This window comes from Sanguibacter sp. HDW7, assembly GCF_011300875.1.
In the GTDB taxonomy this organism is placed as follows: domain Bacteria; phylum Actinomycetota; class Actinomycetes; order Actinomycetales; family Cellulomonadaceae; genus Flavimobilis.
In genome coordinates, this window is the sequence record NZ_CP049862.1 from 1,239,628 (window position 1) to 1,264,933 (window position 25,306).

Annotated in this window: 19 protein-coding genes and 1 pseudogene; 14 read left to right on the top strand and 6 right to left on the bottom strand. The window is 71.7% G+C overall.

The genetic code is table 11. From position 1 onward, the window contains the following. Positions 1 to 45 precede the first annotated feature (45 nt). On the bottom strand, positions 46 to 2,673 hold the full coding sequence (locus G7063_RS05825) for a glycosyl hydrolase family 18 protein (protein ID WP_206188217.1): 2,628 nt from the start codon (positions 2,671 to 2,673) through the stop codon (positions 46 to 48). A 331-nt stretch (positions 2,674 to 3,004) separates the two neighbouring features. On the opposite strand from G7063_RS05825, the gene G7063_RS05830 reads away from it, so the two are divergent. Both G7063_RS05830 and G7063_RS05835 read left to right on the top strand, forming a co-directional pair. Further along, entirely contained in the window at positions 3,005 to 4,189 is a 1,185-nt protein-coding gene (locus tag G7063_RS05830; RefSeq protein WP_166413561.1) for a glycosyl hydrolase 53 family protein, read from the top strand. An 11-nt stretch (positions 4,190 to 4,200) separates the two neighbouring features. Continuing rightward, positions 4,201 to 5,229, top strand: a complete 1,029-nt coding sequence (locus G7063_RS05835; protein ID WP_166413562.1) for a LacI family DNA-binding transcriptional regulator — start codon at positions 4,201 to 4,203, stop codon at positions 5,227 to 5,229. Positions 5,230 to 5,526: 297 nt separating this feature from the next. On the opposite strand, the gene G7063_RS05840 is transcribed toward G7063_RS05835, so the two are convergent. The 5 genes from G7063_RS05840 to G7063_RS05860 form a co-directional block, all read right to left on the bottom strand. Beyond that, positions 5,527 to 6,282 carry an ABC transporter ATP-binding protein gene (locus G7063_RS05840; RefSeq protein ID WP_166413563.1) on the bottom strand — a complete coding sequence of 252 codons (756 nt, stop codon included), beginning with the start codon at positions 6,280 to 6,282 and terminating at the stop codon, positions 5,527 to 5,529. Between the two features lie 233 nt (positions 6,283 to 6,515). Further along, positions 6,516 to 7,598, bottom strand: a complete 1,083-nt coding sequence (locus G7063_RS05845; protein ID WP_240916201.1) for a putative F420-0 ABC transporter permease subunit — start codon at positions 7,596 to 7,598, stop codon at positions 6,516 to 6,518. Between the two features lie 212 nt (positions 7,599 to 7,810). Beyond that, entirely contained in the window at positions 7,811 to 8,659 is an 849-nt protein-coding gene (locus G7063_RS05850) for a putative F420-0 ABC transporter substrate-binding protein (RefSeq protein ID WP_240916202.1), read from the bottom strand. A gap of 1,151 nt (positions 8,660 to 9,810) precedes the next feature. Continuing rightward, entirely contained in the window at positions 9,811 to 10,629 is an 819-nt protein-coding gene (gene proC, locus G7063_RS05855) for a pyrroline-5-carboxylate reductase (RefSeq protein ID WP_166413564.1), read from the bottom strand. Positions 10,630 to 10,830: 201 nt separating this feature from the next. Then, complete coding sequence (locus tag G7063_RS05860) at positions 10,831 to 13,263, bottom strand: HNH endonuclease signature motif containing protein (RefSeq protein ID WP_166413565.1); 2,433 nt, start codon at positions 13,261 to 13,263, stop codon at positions 10,831 to 10,833. A gap of 154 nt (positions 13,264 to 13,417) precedes the next feature. Between G7063_RS05860 and G7063_RS15245 the strand changes: the two are divergent. The 12 genes and pseudogenes from G7063_RS15245 to G7063_RS05920 form a co-directional block, all read left to right on the top strand. Continuing rightward, positions 13,418 to 13,795, top strand: a pseudogene (locus tag G7063_RS15245) (low molecular weight phosphatase family protein); the annotation flags it as partial. A 219-nt stretch (positions 13,796 to 14,014) separates the two neighbouring features. Continuing rightward, on the top strand, positions 14,015 to 14,764 hold the full coding sequence (locus G7063_RS15250; protein WP_166415220.1) for an SDR family NAD(P)-dependent oxidoreductase: 750 nt from the start codon (positions 14,015 to 14,017) through the stop codon (positions 14,762 to 14,764). A 301-nt stretch (positions 14,765 to 15,065) separates the two neighbouring features. Next, a complete protein-coding gene (locus tag G7063_RS05875) occupies positions 15,066 to 15,221 on the top strand; it encodes a hypothetical protein (RefSeq protein WP_166413566.1) in 156 nt (51 codons plus the stop codon). Positions 15,222 to 15,504: 283 nt separating this feature from the next. Continuing rightward, positions 15,505 to 18,777 (top strand): isoleucine--tRNA ligase, encoded by a 3,273-nt coding sequence (gene ileS, locus G7063_RS05880; RefSeq protein ID WP_166413567.1) that lies wholly within the window; start codon positions 15,505 to 15,507, stop codon positions 18,775 to 18,777. Next, positions 18,774 to 20,150, top strand: a complete 1,377-nt coding sequence (locus G7063_RS05885; protein WP_166413568.1) for a folylpolyglutamate synthase/dihydrofolate synthase family protein — start codon at positions 18,774 to 18,776, stop codon at positions 20,148 to 20,150. Before ileS ends, G7063_RS05885 begins: the two co-directional genes overlap by 4 nt. A 48-nt stretch (positions 20,151 to 20,198) precedes the next feature. Then, positions 20,199 to 21,194 carry a dihydroxyacetone kinase subunit DhaK gene (gene dhaK, locus G7063_RS05890; protein WP_166413569.1) on the top strand — a complete coding sequence of 332 codons (996 nt, stop codon included), beginning with the start codon at positions 20,199 to 20,201 and terminating at the stop codon, positions 21,192 to 21,194. Then, positions 21,191 to 21,835, top strand: a complete 645-nt coding sequence (gene dhaL, locus G7063_RS05895) for a dihydroxyacetone kinase subunit DhaL (protein WP_206188220.1) — start codon at positions 21,191 to 21,193, stop codon at positions 21,833 to 21,835. Before dhaK ends, dhaL begins: the two co-directional genes overlap by 4 nt. Then, positions 21,832 to 22,560: a dihydroxyacetone kinase phosphoryl donor subunit DhaM gene (dhaM, locus tag G7063_RS05900; protein ID WP_166413571.1), complete on the top strand. Its 729-nt coding sequence runs from the start codon at positions 21,832 to 21,834 to the stop codon at positions 22,558 to 22,560. Before dhaL ends, dhaM begins: the two co-directional genes overlap by 4 nt. A gap of 62 nt (positions 22,561 to 22,622) precedes the next feature. Beyond that, on the top strand, positions 22,623 to 23,069 hold the full coding sequence (locus G7063_RS05905) for a DUF4233 domain-containing protein (RefSeq protein WP_166413572.1): 447 nt from the start codon (positions 22,623 to 22,625) through the stop codon (positions 23,067 to 23,069). 66 nt (positions 23,070 to 23,135) lie between these two features. Continuing rightward, positions 23,136 to 23,561, top strand: coding sequence for a nucleoside-diphosphate kinase (ndk, locus tag G7063_RS05910; protein ID WP_166413573.1), 426 nt, complete (start codon positions 23,136 to 23,138; stop codon positions 23,559 to 23,561). Between the two features lie 104 nt (positions 23,562 to 23,665). Next, positions 23,666 to 24,346, top strand: a complete 681-nt coding sequence (locus G7063_RS05915) for a DUF6318 family protein (RefSeq protein ID WP_166413574.1) — start codon at positions 23,666 to 23,668, stop codon at positions 24,344 to 24,346. Between the two features lie 305 nt (positions 24,347 to 24,651). Then, complete coding sequence (locus tag G7063_RS05920) at positions 24,652 to 25,269, top strand: PKD domain-containing protein (RefSeq protein WP_166413575.1); 618 nt, start codon at positions 24,652 to 24,654, stop codon at positions 25,267 to 25,269. Positions 25,270 to 25,306 lie beyond the last annotated feature (37 nt).

Sequence of the window (25,306 nt, forward strand, 5' to 3'; positions counted from 1 at the left end):
GGCCCGAGCGCAGCAGCGCTCGGACCCCCTTGCCGTGCGGACCCGTCAGCAGGCGCCGACGAGCTGCCACGCACCCCAGGGGTTCGCGGCGTCGGGCGCAGCGCCCTGCGTCCAGTAGCGTGCGGAGAAGATGCTGCCGTTGTGCGACACCTTTTGGCCGCCCGTGTAGACCGTCGTCGCGGAGTACGCGCCGAGGCCGGTGCACGTGCCCGTGCCCGTGCCCGTGCCACCGCCGCCGCCGTTGCCGTTGCCGGCTCCGCTCGTCGGCTCGACGACCGTGACGCCACGCGGGTAGTCGTACGTCGTCGCGTACTTCTCGGTGCCGACCGTGACGATGACGTTCGAGAACGCCGCCGTCGGCATCGACCACTTCAGCTGGTTCGTGATGGAGCCGCCGGCAGGGATGCCACCGAGCGGGACCGCAAACTCAGCCGTGTGGTAGTTCCCCTTGAGGCCGCCCACGTTGTTGCCCGTGTGCCCCTCCTTCGTCACGACGGTCTTCATGCCGGACCAGTCGCTCATGCCGCCCGGGTTGGACGTCGAGTACTGGAACGAGATCGTCGAGCCCGCGGGGATGTCCGTCTTCGAGTTGTTGGTGAAGACGACCTTCGGGCTGATCGGGTAGTTGTTGTCGCCGAGCGCGAACTCGGTGTACTTGATCGAGAGGTCGATGGCCTTCTTCGGCATCGGCCGGTCAGCCTCGGCCTTGCTCTTCGAGTAGGTGCCGGCGCTCGAGAACGTCTTGTGCATCGCGTCGACCATCGTCTGGCCCATCTCGTACTGGCCCTTGGCCTTGTTGAAGCCGTAGTCGCCCGCGAACTCCCATATCATGATGCCGCCGAGACCGGTGTTCTTCACGTAGTCGGCCTTGGCCTGCACCGCCTGGACGGTGTCGCCCGAGATGTAGGTCTTCGTCTCCGGGTTCCACCACCACTCGTTCTTCGACACGTCGTCGAAGTGGTGGCTGAACGAGCCCTTGAGCTGGCCGGTCACGCCATAGGAGGCTGCGTAGTCACCGACGCGACCCTCAGCGAGGTTGAGCGCGTGCCAGATCGGGTTGGCGCCGGCAGGAACCTCGCCGCCCAGGGGGTCGGAGTCGTGCCACAGGTTGGCGACGCCCGTCGCGCCCTGGCCGCACTTGCCGGAGGTTCCGGGAGCGCACGTGTAGCCGGACGGCGCAGGGGCGCGGCCGCCGTCACCGTAGTTGCCGCCCTGGACGTTGTCCCAGCCTCGCGTGTAGAAGCCGACGCCGAGGTTGATGCGACCGCCCTGCGCGGCCGAGCGGAAGTAGCGCGCCGCCCAGTCGCCGTTGAGGTAGCCGATGCCGTTGTACGCGCCGTAGATGTTGCCCGCGGTGAGCTCGGGGTCCTTGCCGTTGTCGAACAGCGGGTTGTTGCCGCCGACGTACTCGTTCCACGCGCCGTGGAGGTCGTACGACATGAGGTTGACGTAGTCGAGGTACTGCGTCACCTGGTACATCTCCATGCCGCGCAGGAGCCAGCCCGAGGAGGGAGCGGCGACGGTGAGCATGTAGTACTGGCCGTCCTCGGCCGCGGCCTTGTCGAGCTTCTCGCGGAGCGTCTTGAGGAGCGCCTCGTAGCCCTTGAACAGGGAGCCACGGTTCTTGTCGGCGATCCAGAAGTCGTCGGGGTTGCCGGCAGCGTTGTTCGACGTCGGGTACTCGTAGTCGATGTCGAGGCCGTCGAAGCCGTACTCACGGATGAAACGCACCGCCGAGTCGGCGAACTTGTCGATGTTGGCCTGCGACTTTGTCATCTCGTAGAAGCCGCCGGTCGCGACGCGCTTGCCGTTTTCGTCGTGGTAGCCGCCCGTCTCGGTCCAGCCGCCGACGGCGGGGATGATCTTCACGCCGGGGTTGGCCTTCTTGTACTTCTGGAGAAGGTTGAAGTGACCGGTGTAGGGGAGAGACGGGTCCATCTCGGCCCCGGGGACGCCGGGCCAGGTGCGGTCCGTCGCCTCGTTGCCGGCGCGGTCCTCGTACGCGGAGACCTCGTTGTTCTTGTCGACGTGCGCGAACGCGTAGTTGATGTGGGAGATCTTGTCCCACGGGATGTTGTTCGCGAGGTACGTCGGCGTGCCGTTCTGACCCGTGCGCCAGCTTGTGAAGTAGCCGATGATGCGGCGGTCGAGCCCGTTGGGGAGCTTCTCGACGCCATCGGTGTCGTAGACGTCGCAGTACGGGGTCTTCACGCCCGGGGTGCGGTACATGCCGTCGGGGCGGCACGCCTCGTCACCCTCGACGGGCGTGGTCGTCGGCTCGTCGGTCGGCTCGTCCGTGGGCTCGTCGGTCGGGACGTCCGTGGGCTCGTCCGTGGGCTCGTCGGTCGGGATGTCCGTGGGCTCGTCCGTCGGCTCCTCGGTGGGCTCCTCGGTCGGCGTCGTGCCGCACGCACCGGTCGCCTCCCAGGCGCCCCAGGCGTTCGTACCGGGCGTCTCGCCGAGCGTCCACCACTTGGCGCGGTAGTTGGTGCCGCCGTACGAGGCGGTCTGGCCGCCCGTGTACGTCGTGGTGCTCGCCCACGGCGTCAGACAGGTGGCGGGAGCCGCAGAGGCGGACATCGTCAGCGCGGGGACCGCGAGCAGGGATGCGACGAGCGCTCCCGTCGCGGCCGCGGCGACGGCGCGCTTGCGGCGGGCTGGCAGGAGGTGCATGGGGGTGCCTCGCAGGGGGGACGGGGAGCCTGGCCCGTGACGCGCGTCCGGCACCACGGCTCCGTGGTGGCTCTGACCGTAGTGACGTGGCACACGCCGTGGGATGCGGTAGATCCCTACTCCTGCAGCGTCTGCGCAGGTGGGGGCGTGTGCTTTCCACGTACGTGGAAGGCCGACTGGGACGGTCGGCGTGTCTGTCACGGGGAAGGCGACACCCGACGCGACCCGTGCCAGACTGGGAACGTGCACGGGGAGGCGTCCTCCCCCGAGATGCCTCCCCGTGCCTCGAGCGCGAGCGCCTGCCCCGCGACGGAGCGACGGAAGGACCGAAGTGACGGCACCCACGTGGACGCACGGCGTCGACATCTCCATCACCGAGGAGATGGAGGCGCTCGGCGTCACCTATCGCGACCGCGACGGCGCGCCGTGCGACCTCGTGACGCTCGCCGCCCGTGCGGGCAGCAACCTCGTGCGGCTCCGACTCTGGGTCGACCCCTACGACGCCGACGGCACCCCCTACCTCGGTGGCACCAACGACCTGGCCAGGACGCTCCGGCTCGCCCGCCGCGCCCGGGAGGCCGGGATGGCCGTCCAGCTCGACCTCCACTACTCCGACTTCTGGGCCGACCCCGCCAAGCAGCGCACGCCCAAGGCCTGGGCCGGGCTCGGCGCGACCGCGCTCGCGGAGAGCGTCGGCGAGTACACGCGGACGACCCTCGACGCGTTCACAGTCGCGGGGATCGGGCTCGCCAGCGTCCAGGTCGGCAACGAGATCACCAACGGCACGTGCTGGCCCGTCGCGGCGACGACCCGCTACGACGACCAGGCCCGTGCCTACGGCCCGGCGGACCCCGCGGCCGACGACCGCCTCGCAGGACTCCTGCGCGCAGGCGTCGCCGCCGTCCGTGAGCACTCCGACGCCGAGGTCGTCCTCCACCTCGACCAGGGAGGCTCCGACGTCGTCGCCCGGCAGTGGCTCGACCGCATGCTGCCGCGCGGCGTCGACCTCGACGTCCTCGGGCTCTCCTACTACCCGTTCTGGCACGGGTCGCTCGCCGACCTCGGGGCCAACCTCGACCATCTCGCGACGGCGTACGACCTCGACCTCCTCGTCGTCGAGACCGCCTTCGCCCGGTCCGCGACGACCCCGCCCGGGCACGGCTCGATGGTGCGCGACGCCGAGATCGCCCGCACGGGACGCGTGCCGGGGAGCGACGCGCAGGCCGCCTTCCTCACCGACCTCGACGACGTCGTCGCCGCGACCCCGGGCGACCACGGCCGCGGCGTCATCTACTGGGAGCCCGCCTGGCTCCCGGTCGACGGCTCGTCGTGGGCGTCACCTGCCGGCATGGCCTACGCCGAGGAGGGCGACGCCGACCAGGTGGGCGTCCAGTGGTCCAACCTCGCTCTCGTCGACGAGACGGGGCGCGAGGAGAGCGCGTGGCGCACCTGGACGTCCCACGTCCCCGACCCCGTCCGAGGCGTCGCACTACGTGCGGCGACCGTGACGAACTAGGCTCGGCGACCATGAGCGACCAGGCCCGTCCCAGCCACACGCCCCGCCGGCGACCGACGATCCGCGACGTCGCCGCGGCCGCCGGAGTCTCCCGCGGCACGGTGTCGCGCGTGCTCAACGGAGGCCACTGGGTGTCGCCCGACGCCCTCGCCTCCGTGCAGGAGGCCATCCGAACGACCGGCTACCAGGCCAACCAGCATGCCCGCTCCCTCGTCACGGGCCGAGCGAACTCGGTCGCGTTCCTCCTGACCGAGCCGCAGCACCTGCTCTTCGAGGACCCCAACTTCTCGGTGCTCCTGCGCGGAGCCGCCGAGGCGCTCGCGGCCCGCGAGATCCCGCTGCTCCTCATGCTCGCCTCGACGCCCGCCGAACGGAAACGCATCTCCGCGTACGTCGCCGCAGGACACGTCGACGGCGTCCTGCTCATCTCCTCCCACCGCGACAACCCCATGGTCGCCGAGCTCCTCAAGAACCAGGTGCCCGTCGTCGCGTGCGGCGTGCCCCTCGGCTTCGAGGGTGCGGTCGGCTACGTCGCGGCTGACGACCGCGCCGGCGCGCGCACCATGACCCGCCACCTCCTCGACACCGGGCGCTCCAAGGTCGCCATGGTCACGGGGCCCCTCGACACCCCGGGCGGCACCCTCCGCCTCGAGGGCTACCGCGAGGCCGTCGGCGACGCGTTCGACGAGACGCTCGTCGCGCACGGCGACTACTCGCGCGAGTCGGGCCGGCTCGCCATGGCAGAGCTCCTCGAGCGACGCCCCGACCTCGACGCCGTCTTCATCGCCAGCGACCTCATGGCCGCCGGCGCGCTCGTCGCGCTCCAGGCCGCGGGACGATCCGTGCCCGACGACGTCGCCGTCGGCGGCTTCGACGACTCGGGCGTCGCAGCCGCGCTCCACCCCGCGCTCACGACCATGCGCCAGCCCTTCGAACGCATCAGCGCCGAGATGGTCCGACTCCTGCTCGAGACAGTCGAAGGGGCCGAGCCCGCCGCGGTGACGCTCCAGACGGCGCTCGTCCGACGCGCGTCGACCTGAGAGGGAGGCGCTGTCGGAGCCGGCGGCGTGGTCGGAGGGTCCCGCTCGGACGGAGCGTGCGGCTCAGTCGGAACCTGTGGCGCGGTCGGAGCGTCCGGTTCGGATGGAGCGCAAGGCTCGGTCGAAGCGTCCTGCGCGGCCGGCGTGTCCCGCTCGGTCGGAGCTTGAGTCGCGGCCGGAGCGTGAGCCGCGGTCGGAGCGTGAGCCGCGGTCGAACGTGCGGCGCGGCCGGAGCGTGAGCCGCAGCCGCAGCCGGAGCGTGCGGCTCGGCCGTCGGGGCGCAGTCGGAGTCCTGCGTCAGAGCACGAGGAGCGGACGCCCCGTGCGCGGGTGCGTGAGGACGTCGGGCCGCACGCCCCACACCGCCTCGACGACGTCGGGCACGAGAACCTCCTCGACCGGCCCCTCGGCGACGACGCGCCCACCGTCGAGCACGACGACGTGGTCGCACCACGCGGCGGCGAGCGTGAGGTCGTGGAGCGCGGTGAGGACTGTCGTGCCGTCGTCGGCGAGGCCCGCGAGAAGCGTGAGGAGCTCGCGCTGCGCGGCGACGTCGAGGTGGTTCGTCGGCTCGTCGAGCAGCAGGAGCCGTGGCTCCTGCGCGAGCGCGCGCGCGACGTGGGCCCGCTGACGCTCGCCGCCCGAGAGCGTGCCGAGATCCCGGTCAGCAAGGTCCAGCGCACCGGCGCGCGCGAGGGCGGTCGAGACCGCGGCCTCGTCCTCGGTGGAGGGCGCCGCGAACCAGCCGCGGTGGGGGAGGCGTCCGAGCTCGACGGCGTCGGCGACGGTGAGGCTCCTGTCGGCGCTCGCGTCCTGCTCGACGAAGGCCGCGACGCGAGCACGCTCGCGCCGACCAAGCGTCGCGAGGTCAGCCTCGTCGAACGTCGTCGTCCCGGCCTCCGCCCGCGTCACCCCCGCGACGAGCCGCAGGAGCGAGGACTTGCCCGAGCCGTTCGGCCCGAGCAGCCCCGTGATCGCCCCGGCCGGAGCGCGGAAGGAGACGTCGTCGACGATGCGTCGACCGGCGACCGACCAGGAGAGGAGGTGTGTCACGAGACCTGAGGAGCGGGCGGCCGCGTCGTCGTGCGTTTCGTCTGTGGCGCGCTCGGGTCTCGTGGTGCTGCAGCTGTCGCTTCCGTTGCCGCTGCCGTTGCCGGTTCCGTTGCCGTTGCCGCTCCCGCTTCCGCTGCCGTTTGCGTTCGACGTGACGACGTCGTGGAAGCGAGGTGTCGAGACCTGGTCGCCCGTAGCCACGACGGGAGGCTCGTCCGCAATCCTCTCCGTCGTCATGCGAGCGATCTCCTCGTGCGGTGGAGCAGCCACGCGAACGCGGGAGCGCCGAGCGCTGCAGTGACGACGCCGACCGGCAGCTCGCGCGGCTCGAACGCGGTGCGGGCGAGCGTGTCGGCGAGCACGAGGACGATCGCGCCGGCGACGGCCGAGACCGGCAGGACCGCGCGGTGCCGCGAGCCGACGACGGCGCGTACCGCGTGGGGCAGGACGAGGCCGACGAAGCCGATCGCGCCCGACACGGACACGAGCGCCCCGGTGAGCAGAGCGACCGCGCCGAGCAGGGTCCACCGGACCCGCTCGACGGGGATCCCGAGGGCCGAGGCCGCGTGGTCGCCGAACGTCATCGCGTCGAGGACGTTGCCCGCGGCCGCGAGCGGGACACCGAGGACCAGCAGAGCGATGCCCGCGATCGCGACCGAGCCCCAGCCGGCCCCGGCGACCGAACCCATGAGCCACGTGAGGACCTCGCGGTAGGAGTCGCCCTCGGCCGACCAGAAGATGACGAGGCTCGTCGCGGCCGCCGCCAGCTGGCTCACGGCGAGCCCCGCGAGGACGGTCCGCGTCGGGGTGAGCGCCCCGAGCGTCCCGGCGAGCGCGAGCGACGCCACCAGTGCAAGCCCCGCGCCCGCGAAGGCTGCGACCGGAAGCAGCACCGAGATGCCGAGCAGGAGGACGCTCACCGCGCCGAGGCTCGCACCCGACGAGAGACCCAGGAGGTAGGGATCGGCGAGCGGGTTGCGCGTGAGGGCCTGCATGACGACGCCGCACACGGCGAGCCCCGCGCCCACTGCGGCGGCAGTGAGGGCGCGCGGCAGACGGCCCTCCCAGACGATCGCGTCGCGCAGGGTCGAGAGCGTCGGCTCGCCGCCGAGAAGGTGGTGGCGGACTGATGCCCAGACCTCGGCCGGGGTGAGGGCGGCTGGACCGACGAGGACCGCGACGAGCAGGACGAGAACGAGGACGACGAGACCCGAGCCGACGAGTACCGAGGTCGGCGGCGTACTCCGGCGTCCGCTGGCCGACGAGGCAGGAGGTGCCGTCGCGCGCCGCGATCCGGCCACATCGCGCTGAGCCACGGTGGCTCCGGTCGTGGGGGACTCCGTCGTGCGGGGCTCAGTCTGCGGGGACTCTGCCGGGCGCCCTGCTGCCTGCAGGGGCTCTGATGCGCGAGCCGAAGCCTGCAGCGACTCCGCCGGAGCAGGCGTTGCCTCCGCCGGATGCGCTGCTGCGTCGCGGGCTTCCGCCTGCCAGACTCCCGCGTGCTCCACCGTCGCCCGCTTCTCCGTCGTCACCGGGGTGCGACCTCCAGCGCGCTGAGGTCCGCCGCGACCTGTGCGGCCGCGGCGACGGTGCGGACCCCGGCCTCGGTCGCAGGGAAGGGAACGACGACGTAGGAGCCGCTGCGCACCGCACGCAACTCCTTTGTCACGGCGCCGTCGGCGAGGAGCGACTTCTTCTTCTCGGCGCTGTTCCACGGGGAGTCGACGAGGACGATGACGTCAGGGTCGGCCTCCGCGACGCCCTCCCAGGACATGGGCCCCCAGGCGTCGTCGATCGAGTCGCCGATGTTCGTGAGTCCGGCGGTCGACATGATGAGCTGCGGCGCCCCGGTGCCGCCTCCGACGTACGGGGTGTCGGAGCCCGACGAGAACCACAGGGCGGTGAGCCCACGGTCGTCGGGCGTGATCGCGGCGAGTGCCGCGCGCTGCTGCGCGACGAGGGTCGCGGCCTCGGGGGAGCGGTCGACGATCGAGCCGACGAGCTCGATCTCGTCGAACACCGTGTCGAAGGTCAACGGCTTCGGTGCGTACGGCGCTGTCTTGCAGGCTGAGGGAGCGACGAGCGTACGGACCCCGAGCTTTTCGAGGTCGGCGCGCTCGCCGGCACCCTCGGCAGAGAAGTTCGACTCCCAGCCCGCGAGCACGAGGTCGGGCTCGGCCTCGAGGACGACCTCGTGGCTCGGGACCTTCTCGGCGAGCACGGGGATCGCGGCCGCCTGGGCCGTCCACGGCTCGGGTGCGGGACCGTCCGGGTAGGCGGTGCCGATGATCGCGTCGCCGACGCCGAGGGCGAGGAGCATCTCGGTCGTCGCCGACTTGATCGTGAGGATCCGCCCGGGGCGCTGTGTGAACGTCACCTTGGTGCCGCAGTTGTCGATGGTCAGCGGGTAGGTCGTCGCGCCGGGGGCGGCCGACGCTGTACCGGTGGTTGTCGGGCCCGGGGCCGGGACCTGGGCGTCGGACTGCGTGCAGGCCGACAGGGCGAGGGCGCTGGCAGCGACGGTTGCGGCGACGACAGCCGAGCGGCGTCGACGGGTCCGGTGCGACGAGCTCGTGCCGGACGAGCGGGTGGACGACGCGGCGATGATGGGCGAACGGCGTCGTCGAGCCTGGCGCGATGAAACGGGTTCCGGCGAACGGGGCTCCGGCGAACCGAGCTCCGGCGAGCGGGGCTCTGACGGGTGTGCCTCTGACGAGGCGGGCTCTGTCGAGCGGGGCTCTGACCTGCGTGGGCCCGACGGGCTGGGCTCTGACGAGCTGAGAGCCGACGAGCGGGGGTTCGGCGCCGCCACGGGGGACCGCGAGGCGCTGGGGTGCCGCCCGACGCCAGGCAGACCGAGAGGTGCCGTGGTGCGAGCCGACCGAGCGGTGAAGGAACGAGGCACAAGGTCTCCGAGTGGCGGCGCGTGCAGAGTTCGCGCGAGACGGGGCGTGGTGCGCGAAGCGTCCGCGGCGGGAACGTCGGCGGCCCGGCGACGAAGGGTCCTGTCGGGGGGCCACGCGCTCGCCCGGTCGTCACGCACGACGGTGGCTGAGGGACGGACGCGCGAAGGGCATCCACGACCGACGGCCCATATCCGGGCCGCGCCGCCCGACGACTCGGTGCCGGGTGGGTCGACTCCCAGCGTACCGTCGCGCGTCGGGTATGACCGAGGGTCGCTGTGGGCATCGTGGTCCCCGGACTCGAGCTCGGAATCGGACCCGGACTGCGAACCGGACTGCGAACCGAATTCCGACCCAGACTCCGACCCGGACGCGTTCCCGTTGCCGGACCCGGACCCGGACCCGGACTCCGACCTGGACCCGACCTCGATCCCATGTCCGGACCCGGACCCCGACCCCGACCCCGACCTCGACCCGGCCTCGGTCCCGGACACGGCCCGGCTGCCGGACGAGGTTGACGAGACCGCCGACCGGCGGCGGACCGCGACCGACGTCGCCGCCCGAGGCGGTCTGCGGTCGAGGACTAGCTGCCGGCGACGATCGCGCGCGACCTCGCGCTCGGAGACTAGCCGCCGGCGCCGAGCTCGAGGTCGCGCTCGATCGTCGCGCTCACCGAGTCGACGACGGTCGAGACGAAGCCGCCGTCCTCGAGCGCCATGAGCCCGGCGATCGTCGTGCCGCCGGGAGAGCAGACCTTGTCGACGAGCGTCCACGGGTGCTCGCCCGACTCGAGGATCATCTGGGCGGACCCGAAGACTGTCTGCGCGGCGATGCGCGTAGCGAGCGCCTTCGGCATCCCGGCCTTGAGGGCACCGCGCGCGAGGGCGTCGATGAAGAGGAAAGCGTAGGCGGGTGCCGAGCCCGCGATCGCGGTGAACATCGAGAACGACGACTCGGGCAGCTCGATCGCGTCGCCGACAGCACGGAAGAGCTCGACGACCTCGGCGACCTGGGCCTCGGTCGCGACGTCGTTACCGGCGACGGCGGCCATGCCTGCGCCGATCTGGGCGTTGACGTTCGGCATGACGCGGACGACGGGCTGCGAGCTGCCGTGCTCGCCGAGGAGCGACCCGATACGTGCGAGCGGGGTCCCGGCGGCGATCGACACGACGAGCGTGCCGTTCTCCGCGAGGGCCGACGCGAGCGGGGGAAGGACCTGGCCGAAGACCTGCGGCTTGATCGCGAGGACGACCGTGTCGACGGCGTCGACGAGCGCCTCGTTGGAGTCGGCGACGCGCACGCCGAGCTTCTCCGCGAGAGCCGCCGAGGCTGCGCCGTGCGGGTCGTGCACGACGACGTCGTGCGCCGCGACGACACCACGGCCAACGATTCCCGAGATGATCGCGGACGCCATCGTGCCGGCACCGATGAAACCGATCGTCATGTCGTTGCTCCTCCGAGTGTGCAGGCGGCGGCCGCCGCGGGACCCAGCCTAGGGGCACGAGTGCACGAGGACCGGGGCAGGCCTCACCTGTGGACGGTTACGCCGGACGAACCGCCCGAGTACGCGCTCGCGATCAGTTACGGACTGGCAGAATCCAGCGGGCAGAGGTGCCGCTGCAGATGCGCATCGACAGATGAGTGGTCAGAACGGTGGCGGTGCTTCTCCTTCGTGGCCGGCTGGCGGGTTGGTGGGAGTACTCGGCGACGAGTCTGTTGGCGGGTCAGGTGGCGGGCCGGTGGGCGAGCTCGGTGACGAGCCTGTTGGCGGGGAAGGTGGCGGGCCGGTGAGTGGGCGCTGTGACGGGTCCGTGGGCGGACTTGGTGACGAGCCTGTTGGCGTGCCCGGGGGCGGGCTCTCGGCGTGCGCCTGCGTGCCGTGTGGTGGCGCGGCGACCGCATCGGAGCGCCCGGGACGTAGCTCCGCGACCGTGTCGGTGACGTGGCCGTGCGGATCGGTCCAGCGCACAACGGATGGAGCGAGCCGGCGCTCGATCTCGCCCCTGTCCGAGGGGCTGGTGTCGACGACCGAGGTGACGGCCACCCTGGCGCTGGCGACGACAGCAGCGAGCTCGGGAGAGTCCGCGTGGTCGGCCGGGTCCAGTTTGGCGAGGTCGTCGATCGTGAGGACGTGGCTCGTCCACCCCGAGGTGTGCTTGAGCCTGTGGTGCGCCCGGCACAGGTGCACGAGGTTGTCGGCACTCGACTCTCCGCCGTCGGCCCAGTCGTGGACGTGGTCGACGTCGGAACGCATCGCAGGCCGACGACACCCGGTGAAACGGCACGTGACGTCACGCAGCGCGAGGAACGCCCGGAGCGGTGCCGGAGTGGCGTAGGCCGTGCGGGACAAGTCGAGCGCGATGCCTGTGTGCGGGTCGGTGAGGATCCGGCGGAGCGACGGCGCAGCGGCGAGCAGCTCGAGGGCGGTGTCGTCGTCGAGGGGACCGTGGCCGACGAGCTCGGCCGTCGGACGAAGCGCGGCCGTCGGCAAGGAGTCGGCCGCTGGGCTTCGCTCGGGTGTCTGCGGCGACAGGTCGTGCGGATGCGCGCCGTGGAGGTGTGGGTCGTGCGGATGCGCGCCGTGTGAATGCGGTTCGAGCGTCTTGCCCGCGTGAGGACGTGGCTCTCGCGGACGCGGATCCTGCGATCGGCCCTCAGCCGGATCGGCCTCGGACGTGGAGGCCGTAGCGAGCAGAAGGGTGTGGGGAACGGTCACCGAGACCGCAGGCCTGATCCCGAAGATGTCTGCGTCGCACGCGCGGGACATGACGTTGCGGACGTCATCGGCGTCGGCGAGGTGTGTGGAGACCGCGATCTTCCGCTCGAGCGGAGTCCGGGCGAGCACCGCGCGGGCGGACTCCTCGAAAGGGACGACGGGGATCGATGGAGGTCCTTCGGCGGCCTCCGAAGGCGGGTGACCGGCTCGGCGGAGCTGCCTCGGCGAGGTGTTGACGTTGAACGTCGCCATGCCGTCCGCAGGTTCGGCGACTGCGGTGCACCCCTCGGGTCCTGGGGCCGGCGCCTCGGCGAGCACGTAGTCCGCCAGGGCGTCGGCCCGCAGCTGCGCCAGGGTCCGTGACTCCTCCGGTCCTTGGCAGGCCACTGCTGCGGCCGTGAGCCTGTCGAACACCGCAGCTGCCGCGACCGCGGAGAGGTGCGCGCTCAGCCACGCCATGCCGTCCCTGCCCGGCTCGAGGGTCACGTACCTGCCTGCGCGCGCTGCTCGGTGCCGGAGGTTGAGCGACCCGGGTTGTGCCAGCTCGCGATGTCGGCGCGCCCATGCCCGGAGTTGGCCGGGAGTCCGGTTGCGGGCCTGCGTCGCGAGCATCTTCCCGAAGGACTCGCGGTGCTCGACCGGCACGACGGCGCTCTCCTCGGCGATGACCTTGAGGTGCTGCGCCGACAGCAGTCCCGCGGCCAGGTCGTCGACGGCATGGGGGTGCTGAACCGTCACGTGCTGTGCCAGGTCCCACTCGGCCACGACGTGGCCCTCGGCCGTACGGGTGCGTGTCGCGACCTCGGCGACCGTCGATCTTCGCGCCGCGTGGATCTCGCTGGCCCGGGTCTGGACGCGAGACCTTCCGGCGACCGGGTCCCACACCACCTGGGCAGCGGCCTCGCTGAGGTGCGCCAGCACCGCCATGGTCTGCAGTCGTAGGGCCGACGTCGCACGCTGCTCCGCCTCGATCGATTCGATGACGCGCAAGGCTGCGCCGTGCGCGTCGGCGAGATGCTCCTGCCACGCGAGGAAGTCGGAGTGGGAGGTGAGCTCAGGGAGCGGGGTGCTCGAGGTCCCCGCTCGTTGACGGGTGTCCGAGCCGCCCTGGCTCCCGCCGCGCCCGTCCTGGGCGCTCCGCGTCACGTTGGGTGAAGTGCCGCCACCGTAGTCGCGGGTGCCGTTGCCACTGCTGCCGGCCCTACCATCAGCGCCGTCGAAGCCATCAGTGCTGTCGTTGCCGCTCGCGCTGTCCAGGGCGCCGGGCATGACGAACGCTCCCGGCGCACCTGAGAACAGCGCCCCGTCAGGGGCGACGGAGCGCGTGGGTTCGCGCTCCTCGGGGTGCGGGTCCGGTGTCATGTGATCAACGATATGGAACGTGTGTTCGATCGCATCTCCAGGCTGAGATCTGTGGATAGAATCGTTGTCCACAGGCCCCGCGTCAGGTGTCGGGAGGGTGCAGGGCAGGCGTTCGTGGCGACCGATGTCCGTGGGTGGTGCGACCATGGATGTCATGAGCGAGGTCCCCGGGTCAGTCCTGTTCGTGTGCAGCCGCAACGGCGGCAAGTCGCCCATGGCGGAGGGGCTCGCGCGTGCGTTCGCGCCCGGCGCGACCTTCGTCTCGGCCGGGACCGCGCCCGGGGAGTCGCTCAACGGCGAGTCCGTCGCCGCGCTCGCTGAGGTCGGGGTCGACATCTCCGAGCACGTCCCGCAGCTGGTCACGGACGAGATGATCGCGGCGGCCGACGTCGTCGTCGTGCTTGGTGAGCAGGCCGACGTCCAGGCGCACGACGGCACCCCGGTCGTGAGGTGGGTGCTCGACGAGCCGTCGGAGCGCGGCGTCGAAGGGGTGGAGCGCATGCGCCTCGTCCGCGACGAGATCGCCGAGCGCGTACGCGGCCTCCTCGGCGGTCCGACGTCCGGTTCCGCGGTGTCCGCCGACGCGACGGACGGGACGGTGGCAACCCACGACATCGAGCCCATTCCTGACGCCGATCCTGCCGACGCCACTGTGGTGCGCCCCATCAACCCCTACGACGTCGACGAGCACGGCGAGGACACCGTCGAGAAGCTCCCGACGCGCGCCGGCCGCCGCCGCGCCACGCATCCGATGACGCCGAGCCTGCGGGCCGTCGTCACCGGTGCGTCCTCGGGGATCGGCCTCGCGACGGTCGAGTTGCTGCGCGCCGCCGGCTGGGACGTCTTCGCCCTTGCCCGACGCGTCGATCGGCTCGAGGAGCTCGCGGCTCGCACGGGCGCGACCGCGATCGCGTGCGACGTCACGGACGACGCCTCGGTCGCTCCGGCCGTCGCGCGCGTGACGGCCGACGGCCCGCTCAACGCGGTCGTCAACATCGCGGGCGGCGCCCTCGGGACGGACTCCGTCGCCGATGCCGACCTCGATCGGTGGCGTCAGATGTACGAGACGAACGTTCTCGGCACGCTGCGTCTCACGCGCGCCCTGCTGCCGTCGTTGCGCGAGTCCGGGCGTGGCGACGTCGTCGTCCTCACCTCGACGGCCGCGCACGACACGTACCCCGGCGGTGCCGGCTACGTCGCCGCGAAGCACGCCGAGCGCATCATCGCGAGCACGCTGCGCCTCGAGCTCGTCGGAGAGCCCGTGCGTGTCATCGAGATCGCGCCGGGCATGGTCGCGACGGAGGAGTTCTCGCTCGTGCGGTACGACGGCGACGCGGAGAAGGCCGCCGCCGTCTACGCGGGTGTCGACGCACCGCTCGTCGCGTCGGACGTCGCCGACGCCGTCGTGTGGACGCTCACGCGTCCGCACCACGTCAACATCGACTCGATGATCATCCGGCCGCGCGCGCAGGCGTCGAACACGCTCGTCGCCCGCAACTAGGCCTGACGGCACCGGCACCGACGGCCCGGACCCGGCGCCGACGGCCCCGGACCAGATGCAAAGAACCAGGGCGCTACCCTGCGCCAGATCTCACCATCCGGGACGCCGACGGCGATGCTTCGCATGCCCGACGCGTTCCGGCATCCTCGTGCCCATGAGCCAGAGCCACGGGACCCCGACGCAGCGAATGTGCTGCGTCGTCGTGCCCGCGGCGGCCCCGGCGCTCCTCGCCGGTGCGTGCTGTCGCTGTCGCTGACGACGCGACCCCAGCCCGCACCCGCACCGCATCCGAGGACCCGCCATGCCCACGACTCTCCTGAGCGCCCCTGCCAGCACGACCATGACCCGCGACGACGCCCTCGTCCGCTCGATCTTCGGCCCCGCGATCGCGACGGTCGAGGAGCTCGTCGCTCGTGACATCGAGGCGTTCACGCGACGCAGGCTTGCCCGAGCCTGACGCGGGCGACCGCCCGCGGCGCGATCCCCTCGGCACGTCGCCGGCGGGTGAGGGTAAGGTGGTGCCCACAGGCGTCGACCCGGCCATCACCGGCGAGCCTCCGGAAGAACGGACTCCTTTGGGAGTCTCAGTAGAGCCGGACGGGGACGGCCCGTGACAGCCGGTCGAGCGGTCCGTGCCGCGCTCCTCGGAGCGAGGTGGGGTCAAGCGGGGTGGTACCGCGGCGGTGACGTCGTCCCTGCAGCACTTTGCAGCAGCACGCGACCACCCGCAGGAGCTAGTCATGGCGTACCCCCTCCACCGCGACTCCGCCGTCCCGGCGAGCCCGGATCTTCCCTCCCTCGAGCGCGACGTCCTCGCGTACTGGGACGCCGACGGCACGTTCCAGGCGTCGATCGACCAGCGTCCCGCGGGCACGGACGGCGACAACGAGTTCGTCTTCTACGACGGCCCGCCCTTCGCGAACGGTCTGCCGCACTACGGCCACCTGCTCACGGGCTACGCGAAGGACGTCGTGCCGCGCTACATGACGATGCGTGGCCGCCGTGTGGAGCGCCGGTTCGGCTGGGACACGCACGGTCTGCCGGCGGAGCTCGAGGCCGAGCGCGTGCTGGGGATCACGGACAAGTCCGAGATCGAGGCCATGGGCATCGCGGCGTTCAACGAGGCGTGCCGCACGTCCGTGCTCCGGTACACGAAGGAGTGGCAGGAGTACGTCACGCGCCAGGCGCGCTGGGTGGACTTCGACAATGACTACAAGACGCTCGACGTCACGTACATGGAGTCGGTCCTGTGGGCGTTCAAGAGCCTGCACGACAAGGGCCTTGCGTACGAGGGCTACCGGGTGCTGCCGTACTGCTGGCGCGACGAGACGCCGCTGTCGAACCACGAGCTGCGCATGGACGACGACGTGTACCAGTCGCGTCAGGACCCGGCGCTCACGGTGGGTGTGCGGCTCGAGTCGGGCGAGCTTGCGCTCATCTGGACGACGACGCCGTGGACCTTGCCGTCGAACCTGGCGCTCGCGGTGGGGCCGGACGTCGAGTACGTCGTCGTGCGTGCGGGCGAGGGCTCGGTCGTCACTGGCCAGGAGGTGCTGCTCGGCGCGGCGCGCCTGGGCGCGTACGCCGCGGAGCTCGGCCTGGGCGACGACCCGCAGGCGGCCGTCCTGCGCACCCTCACGGGCGCTGAGCTTGCCGGGCGCCGCTACACGCCGCCGTTCGCGTACTTCGCGGACGACGCCGAGAACCCTGCCGCGCACCAGGTGCTCGCGGCGGACTGGGTCTCGACCGAGGACGGCACGGGTCTCGTGCACCTCGCCCCGGCGTTCGGCGAGGACGACAAGGACGCGTGCGACGCGGCCGGCATCGTGCCCGTCGTGCCGATCGACGCGCGCGGCTGCTTCACGGCCCTCGTGCCCGACTATGTCGGCGAGCAGGTCTTCGACGCGAACCCGCTGATCATCCGTGACCTCAAGGACGGCACTGGCCCGCTCGCGGCGATCCCGGCCGAGCGCCGGGCGGTCGTGCTGTGTCACGAGACGTACCAGCACTCCTACCCGCACTGCTGGCGCTGCCGGAACCCCCTCATCTACAAGGCGGTGTCGAGCTGGTTCGTGCGCGTCACGGAGTTCCGTGACCGCATGGTCGAGCTCAACGAGGAGATCACCTGGACGCCCGAGCACATCAAGCACGGGCAGTTCGGCAAGTGGCTCGCGGGTGCGCGTGACTGGTCGATCTCGCGCAACCGTTACTTCGGCACGCCGATCCCCGTGTGGGTGTCGGACGACCCGGCGTTCCCGCGCACGGACGTCTACGGCTCGCTCGCGGAGCTCGAGGCGGACTTCGGCCGTGTGCCGACGAACGAGGCCGGGGAGCCTGACCTCCACCGTCCGTACATCGACGACCTCGTGCGTCCCAACCCGGACGACCCGTCGGGCAGGGCGACGATGCGCCGCATCCCCGACGTCCTTGACGTGTGGTTCGACTCGGGCTCGATGCCGTTCGCGCAGGTGCACTATCCGTTCGAGAACACCGACTGGTTCGAGCACCATTTCCCGGGCGACTTCATCGTCGAGTACATCGGCCAGACGCGCGGCTGGTTCTACCTGCTGCACGTCCTGTCGACGGCGCTCTTCGACCGTCCGGCGTTCCGCACGGCGGTCTCGCACGGCATCGTGCTGGGCTCCGACGGTCGCAAGATGAGCAAGTCGCTGCGCAACTACCCGGACGTCTCCGAGGTCCTCGACCGTGACGGCTCGGACGCGATGCGCTGGTTCCTCATGTCGAGCCCGATCCTGCGCGGCGGCAACCTCATCGTCACGGAGGACGGCATCCGCGACTCGGTGCGTCAGGTGCTGCTCCCGGTGTGGTCGACGTACTACTTCTTCACGCTCTACGCGGGCGCGGCCCGTGGCGGCGAGGGCTACACGGCGAAGGCCGTGACGCCCGAGCGTGCCGCGTCGCTCGGCGACATGGACCGCTACCTGCTGGCTCGTACCGGGGACCTCGTGCGGACGGTGACGGCCCAGCTCGACGTCTACGACATCGCGGGCGCGTGCGAGTCGGTGCGCGACTACCTCGACGCGCTCACGAACTGGTACGTGCGCACCCAGCGCGACCGCTTCTGGGCGGAGGACGACGACGCGTTCGACACGCTGTGGACGGCTCTCGAGTCGCTCACGCGCGTCATGGCGCCGCTCGCGCCGCTGCTCGCGGAGGAGGTCTGGCGGGGTCTGACGGGTGGACGGTCGGTGCACCTCGTCGACTGGCCCGTGCTCGCCGACGAGGCAGGCGTCGCGACGGCTGCGGGCACGGTGCTCGCGGCCGACGACGCGCTCGTCGCCGCGATCGACCGCGTGCGTGCCGTCGTCTCGTCGAGCCACGCAGTGCGCAAGGCGCACAAGCAGCGTGTGCGCCAGCCGCTCTCGCGCCTCACGGTCGTCGTCGAGGACCCGGCGGCCCTCGCGCCGTACGCGGAGATCATCGCGAGCGAGCTCAACGTCAAGGCCGTCGAGCTCGAGCGGCTCGACGCGGAGGCTGGGGCGCGCTATGGCGTCGTCCAGCGGCTCGCGGTCAACGCGCGGGCTGCAGGCCCGCGCCTGGGCCGTGGCGTCCAGGCCGCGATCAAGGCCGCGAAGGCGGGGGACTGGCGCGAGGAGGCCGACGGCACGGTCGTCGTCGTCACCCCCGACGGTGACGTGCCGCTCGAGCCGGCCGAGTACGAGCTTGCGACGGTCGTCGGCGACGGCGCCGCGGATGCCGAGGTCGGTGCTGCCGTGCTCGCGGGCGGCGGCTTCGTCGTCCTCGACCTCGCGCTCGACGACGTGCTGCTCGCCGAGGGCTACGCGCGCGACGTCGTCCGTGAGGTGCAGGACGCGCGCAAGGCGGCCGGTCTCGACGTGGGCGACCGCATCGCGCTGACGCTCACTGTCGCGGCGGACAAGGTCGCGGCACTCGAGGCGAACCGCGAGCTCGTCGCGTCGGAGACCCTGGCGGTCGAGCTCACGGTCGTCGCAGGCGAGCCGTCCGTGCACGTCGAGAAGCGGGACGCATGATGGCGAAGAACACGCAGCCCGACGACGGCCGCAGCCCCGAGCTCGCGGCCGTCTACGCGGAGATCGTCGGCCGCAACCCCGAGCACGACTTCGAGCCGACGCTCGGACGCGTGGAGCGGGTGTGCGAGCTGCTCGGCGACCCGCAGCGAGCCTTCAAGTCGATCCACCTCACAGGGACGAATGGCAAGACGTCGACGGCCCGCATGGTCGAGCAGCTCGTGCGCGAGCAGGGCCTGCGGACCGGTCGGTTCACGAGCCCGCACCTCACGAGCATCACCGAGCGCATCGCGATCGACGGTGAGCCCGTGACGGAGCGGCGATTCGTCGAGATCTTCCGGGATGTCGAGCCGTACGTGCGGATGGTCGACGAGGAGTCGCTCGCCGCGGGCGGACCGCGCCTGAGCTTCTTCGAGGTGCTCACCGTCATGGCGTTCGCCGCGTTCGCGGACGCCCCGGTGGACGTCGCGATCATCGAGGTCGGTCTCGGCGGTAGCTGGGACTCGACGAACGTCGTCGACGCCGAGGTCGCGGTCATCACGCCGATCTCGATCGACCACGAGCGGTGGCTCGGGCACTCGGTCGCGGAGATCGCGCGGACGAAGGCCGGGATCATCAAGGACGGTGCGACTGTCATCGTCTCGGAGCAGCCTGAGGCGGCCGACCGCGAGATCGTCGACGCGGCGGGTGCGCGCGGTGCGCGCCTCGTGCGCGAGGGTCTCGAGCTCGAGGTCGTCCAGCGGCGCGTCGCCGTCGGTGGCCAGCTCCTCGACCTGCGCACGCCGGGCGGCATCTACCAGGAGATCTACCTGCCGCTGCACGGCGCGCACCAGGCGCACAACGCGCTGCTCGGGCTCGCGGCGGTCGAGGCGCTCGTCACGGGCGGCGCCGCGCTGCCTGCGGAGGTCGTCGAGGCGGGGTTCCGGGCGGCGACGTCGCCCGGCCGGCTCGAGGTCCTTCGGTCGAGTCCGACGATCATCATCGACGCCGCGCACAACCCTGCCGGTGCCGAGACGCTCGTCGAGGCGCTCGAGGAGACGTTCGGCCTCACGCGTGTCGTCGCGGTCGTCGCGATCCTCGCGGACAAGGACGCCGAGGGCATCCTCTCGGTGCTCGAGCCGCACGTCGACGAGCTTGTCGTCACGGAGGTGCACTCGGTGCGCGCGACGCCCGCCGAGGAGCTCGGGGCGCTCGCCGAGGAGGTCTTCGGCGAGGATCGCGTGCACGTCCTCCCAGACCTCGCCTCTGCCCTCGACACGGCTGCGACCTTGGCGGAGAGTGAGGACACGGTGGGTGTCGGCGCGGGAGCCGGCGTCGTCGTCGCAGGTTCGGTCATCCTCGCGGCGGAGGCGCGCATCCTGCTCGGACGCCCGTAGGCGACGGTGCCGGGCGCTCCCGTGCACCGCTCAGACGGAGGGTGTGCCATGAAGAAGCTGCTCAACGATCCCGCCAAGGCCGTCGACGAGTCCGTCGAAGGGTTTGGCCTCGCGCACGCGGACCTCGTCGAGGTTCGCACGGACCCGCTCTTCGTCCTGCGGCGGAATCGTCCGCCGCACGGGACGGTCGCGGTCGTCTCGGGCGGTGGTGCGGGGCACGAGCCGCTGCACGCGGGCTTCGTCGGCGAGGGCATGCTCGACGCCGCCGTGCCGGGTGCAGTCTTCACCTCGCCGACGCCCGACCAGGTCGGAGCGGCGTTCGTCGCGGCCGACGCGGGCGGGGGCGTGCTCGCGATCGTCAAGAACTACACGGGCGACGTGCTGAACTTCGAGACGGCCGCGGAGCTTGCGGACGCCGAGGGCGTCACGGTGCGCACGGTGCTCGTGCACGACGACGTCGCGGTCGAGGACTCGCTCTACACGGCGGGTCGCCGCGGCGTCGGCGGCACGGTCATGGTCGAGAAGATCGCGGGCGCGGCCGCGGCGCGCGGCGACGACCTCGACACGGTCGCGGCGCTCGCCGAGCGGGCGTCGGCCGCGGTGCGGTCGATGGGCGTCGCTCTGCACGCGCCGACGGTCCCGCACGTCGGACGGCCGAGCTTTGACCTGGCCGACGACGAGATCGAGATCGGCATCGGCATCCACGGCGAGCCGGGACGGCACCGCATCAAGGCGGCGCCCGCGGACGAGATCACGAAGATGCTCGTCGACCCGGTGGCCGACGACCTCGGCCTCGCGAGCGGCGAGAAGGTCCTGCTGTTCGTCAACGGCATGGGTGGCACGCCGTCCTCGGAGCTCTACGTCGTCTACCGCGCGGCACGCCGTCTGCTCGAGGAGCGTGGCGTCACCGTCGAGCGGTCGCTCGTCGGCTCGTACGTGACGTCGCTCGAGATGCAGGGCTGCTCGGTGACGGTCATGCGGCTCGACGACGAGCTCACAGGGCTGTGGGACGCACCCGTGCACACGCCGGCGCTGCGCTGGTGAGCGCCGTGACGGGGGTTCTCGACGTGGCGTGGGCACGCGCCTGGGTGCTGGCGGCGGCAGCGGCCGTGGCAGACGCGAAGGACGAGCTCACGGAGCTCGACCGGCAGATCGGCGACTCCGACCACGGCGTCAACATGGACCGCGGTTTCCAGGCCGTCGCGGCGAAGGTCCCGGACGCGCCCGCCGAGACGGTGGGCGACGTCCTCAAGCTCGTCGCGACGACGCTCATGTCGACGGTCGGCGGGGCGGCGGGGCCGTTGTACGGCACGGCGTTCCTGCGGGCCGCGAAGGTCACGGCCGTGCCCGAGCTCGGGCCGGACGACGTCGTGGCGCTGCTCGAGGCCGCGCTCGAGGGCCTCGTCGCGCGCGGCAAGGCCGCCGTCGGGGAGAAGACGATGGTCGACGCGTGGACGCCCGCCGCCGCCGCGGCGGCGGAGGCGCGCGATGCCGGGGCCGACCCGACCGGTGTGCTCGAGGCCGCGTTGCGGGGAGCGGAGGAGGGTGCCGCCTCGACGGTGCCGCTCCTCGCGACGAAGGGCCGTGCGAGCTACCTCGGCGAGCGCAGCCAGGGGCACCTCGACCCGGGTGCGCGCTCGACCGTCGTGCTGCTCACCGCAGCGATTGAGGTGGCCCGGGGATGACCGCTGCACGGACGCGTATCGTCCTCGTCTCGCACGCGGACGCGCTGGCCTGCGGGCTCGCGGAGCTCGCGGGCCAGATGGCGCCCGACGTCGACATCGTCCCGGTCGGCGGCCTTGCCGACGGTTCGCTCGGGACCGACTTCGAGCGCATCGAGGCTGCCGTCGTCGGTGCGCCGGGGGAGGTCCTCGTGCTTGCGGACCTCGGCTCGGCCGTGCTGACGACGCAGACGGTCCTCGAGATGGTCGACGACGACGTCGCGGCCCGGACGCACCTTGCTCCCGGGCCGTTCGTCGAGGGTGCGGTCGCAGCGGCCGTCGCGGCCCAGGGCGGCGCGGGTGCGGAGGAGCTCGTCGGCGTCGTGCGTGGGGCTGCCGGCTCGGTCGCGCAGGCGGCGGGGGCGGTGCCTGACGGTCCGGTTCCCGACGGTCCGGTGCCCGGCTCTCCTGCGTCCGACGACGGCGCGGACGGCGTCGTCGCCCGGAGCGTCACCGTCGTCAACCCGCACGGCCTGCACGCCCGGCCTGCGGCCGAGGTCGCGAAGCTCGCGGCGGGCCTGCCCGCCGCGGTGACGCTCGGCGGCGTCGACGCGACGAGCGTCCTCGCGCTCATGGCGCTCGGCGCCACAGCGGGCGCGGAGCTCGAGGTCACGGCTCACGGCGCCGGTGCGTCGGAGTCGGTCGACGCGGTCGTCGAGCTCGTCACGTCGGGCTTCGGCGAGGTCTGAGCCACAGGCCGGGGGCGGCGGGTCCGGGCCCGCGTCCAGCAGGCGCGGGTATCCTTCGGGGCGTGCACGCGTCCTCCGGTCTCCCCGTCCCCGGCCAGCCCATCGAGGCCAAGCCGTCCGCCCGCAAGCAGTTCACCTCGACGATCCTCGTGCTCGAGGCGTTCGTCGTGCTCTTCGCGTGCTTCGTCGCGATGGGTCTCCAGGGCGTGACGGGCGCCGGTGTGGACGCCGTTCCGGAGATGTCGGACGCGACGATCTGGACGGCCGGCGCCATCCTCATGGTCGTTCTTGTTGTCCTCTCTCGCTTCGTGGGGAGCCCCGAAGGGCTCGTCGCGGGCTCGGTCGTGCAGGTCGTCGTCCTCGCGACCGGACTCGTCGTGCCGATGATGTTCATCGTCGGGGCCGTCTTCGCGGTGCTGTGGGTGATGTCGCTGCGCCTCGGCGGGCGCATCGACCGGGAGCGCGCCGAGTACGACGCCGCTCACCCCGAGACCGCTCCCGACGCCTGACGTCTCACCCCTCGGCGCAACGCGGACCTGCGGTGCGCGCCGGGTCCGGACGGTAAGGTCGGACGTATGAGTTCCATCCAGCGCACCCTTGTCCTCGTCAAGCCCGACGGCGTCTCCCGCGGCCTCACCGGTGAGATCCTGCGCCGCATCGAGGCGAAGGGCTACCGCCTCGTCGCGCTCGAGCTGCGCACGGCGCCGGACGCGCTCCTCGAGGAGCACTACGCCGAGCACGAGGGCAAGCCTTTCTACGCTCCCCTCGTCGACTTCATGGGCTCGGGCCCGCTCGTCGCGGCCGTCGTCGAGGGCCACCGCGTCATCGAGGGCTTCCGCTCGCTCGCGGGCACGACCGACCCGACGTCCGCCGCGCCCGGCACCATCCGTGGCGACCTCGGCCGTGACTGGGGCCTGCCCGTCGCGCAGAACCTCGTCCACGGCTCCGACTCGCCCGAGTCGGCCGCACGCGAGATCGGCCTGTGGTTCCCGGGCCTGTGACGGTGTAGCCCGCGCAGCGTGAACTGCTCCGCGCCGTCGACCGTGCCCGCGGTCGGCGGCGCGGTCTCATGTGTGTCAGGTTGTCCACAGTCCGACACCTCCGCATGCGTTCGTCCGAGATGGGCCCTAGGTTCGACGACGAACCCGACCCGGAGGACGCTATGCCCACGCCTGCCACTCGTCCGCACGATGCCCGCTCACGCGCTGTGGTCGCGTGCGTCGCGAGCGCTGTGCTCGCGCTCGTGCTCGGCGCGTGCGGTGAGGACGAGCCCCTGCTGAGGCCCGCTCCGACGACGGCCGCACCGACCGCGGCAGCGACCCCCTCGGCGTCGCCGGCGCCGGCGCCGACCCCGAGTGTCGAGCCAAACCCCGCCGGGCTCCAGCCGCTGCCTGCCGACGAGATCGACGCATCGTTCGTCACCATCGAGAACTTCTTCAAGGCTTACGAGTACGGGCTCGAGTCGGGGGATCCGGCGCCCCTTCGGTCGGTGTCCGGCAAAAACTGCCACATGTGTCAACTGCTCGACGACAACATCGTTACCTTTGCCGAGGCCGATGCAGAAGTGACCGGTGGCAAGTTCGCGATCCAGGTCGCCACGCTCCTCGAGAGCACGAACCCCGGACACCAGGCGTGGCGACTCACGATGACGCAGACGCTGACCACGATCACCGAGCACGATGGAGAGAAGTCGGAGCTCAGGTCCTTCGACGGCGATGCGCTCGTCGAAGTCGCGGTCGGGGACGAGTTTGCGGTCACCGCCATTGACACCACTGTTGACGAGTGAGGCCCATCGTTGAGCGTGCCACGAGGCGTCGACTTCGTGCCGGGGTCTGGGGTGCGTTCCTCGCGGCGTCCTCGCTCGGATGCCTCGCGTCGAGTCCTTGTGCAGCGGCCATGGCGGGTGCCGAGGTGTTGCCTCTTGTCCGCCTCGCTGGGCTGGGTTCGGACTTCGACGATGACTCGAAGGTCCGTGTTCGCGACGAGGACGTAGGCGGCACCGGAACCCCTCGTGACGAACCGGCGCCGCCCGACACTCTGGTTCAGAGACATCCGTGGCAGATCGAGGACTGCCAGATCATCACGATCCCGGTGGCGGAGCCTGATCTGCGGGCCTGGTGCGAGGCGCCCACGGCGTTCGTCTGCCCGGAGGGCTCGGTCGTGGTGACGCCCATGAAGTACCGGGTCCGGCCGTCGGGTGGCACGGCGGAGGACTGGTCGGGCTGGCGGCTGCTCAACGGTCCCTGTGCGCGGGAGATCGAACCGGTGGACGATCTTGCCGAGGCGATGGCCCGCGAGCTCAGGACGTTGAAGATCCCCGCGAAGCGGGCGCGGATCGCGCCGGTGACGACGTGGTTCACGGTGCAGGTCCCCATGACGTACTTCACGGACGCGGGCGTCGAGCACATGCGGACGACCGTGCTCGGGACGGAGGTCGAGCTCGAGCTGACTCCGACACTCTTCTCGTGGGACTCGGGAGACGGTTGTGAGCCGGTGACGTCGAGGGAACCGGGTGCGGCGTACCCGGACCGAACCGTGACGCACACGTACACGACGGTCGGCGAGTACCGGGTGACGTTGACGACGACGTGGTCGGGCCGGTTCCGGGTCATGGGCACGGACGGGTGGCGTCCGATCGACGGCACGGGGTCGACGACCCACTCTTCGGCAAGGTTTGAGACCCGTGAGGTGCGCTCCGTCCTCAGCTGAGGGGGCCGGGGTTGAGCCTTTCTTGCTGCATGCGCCG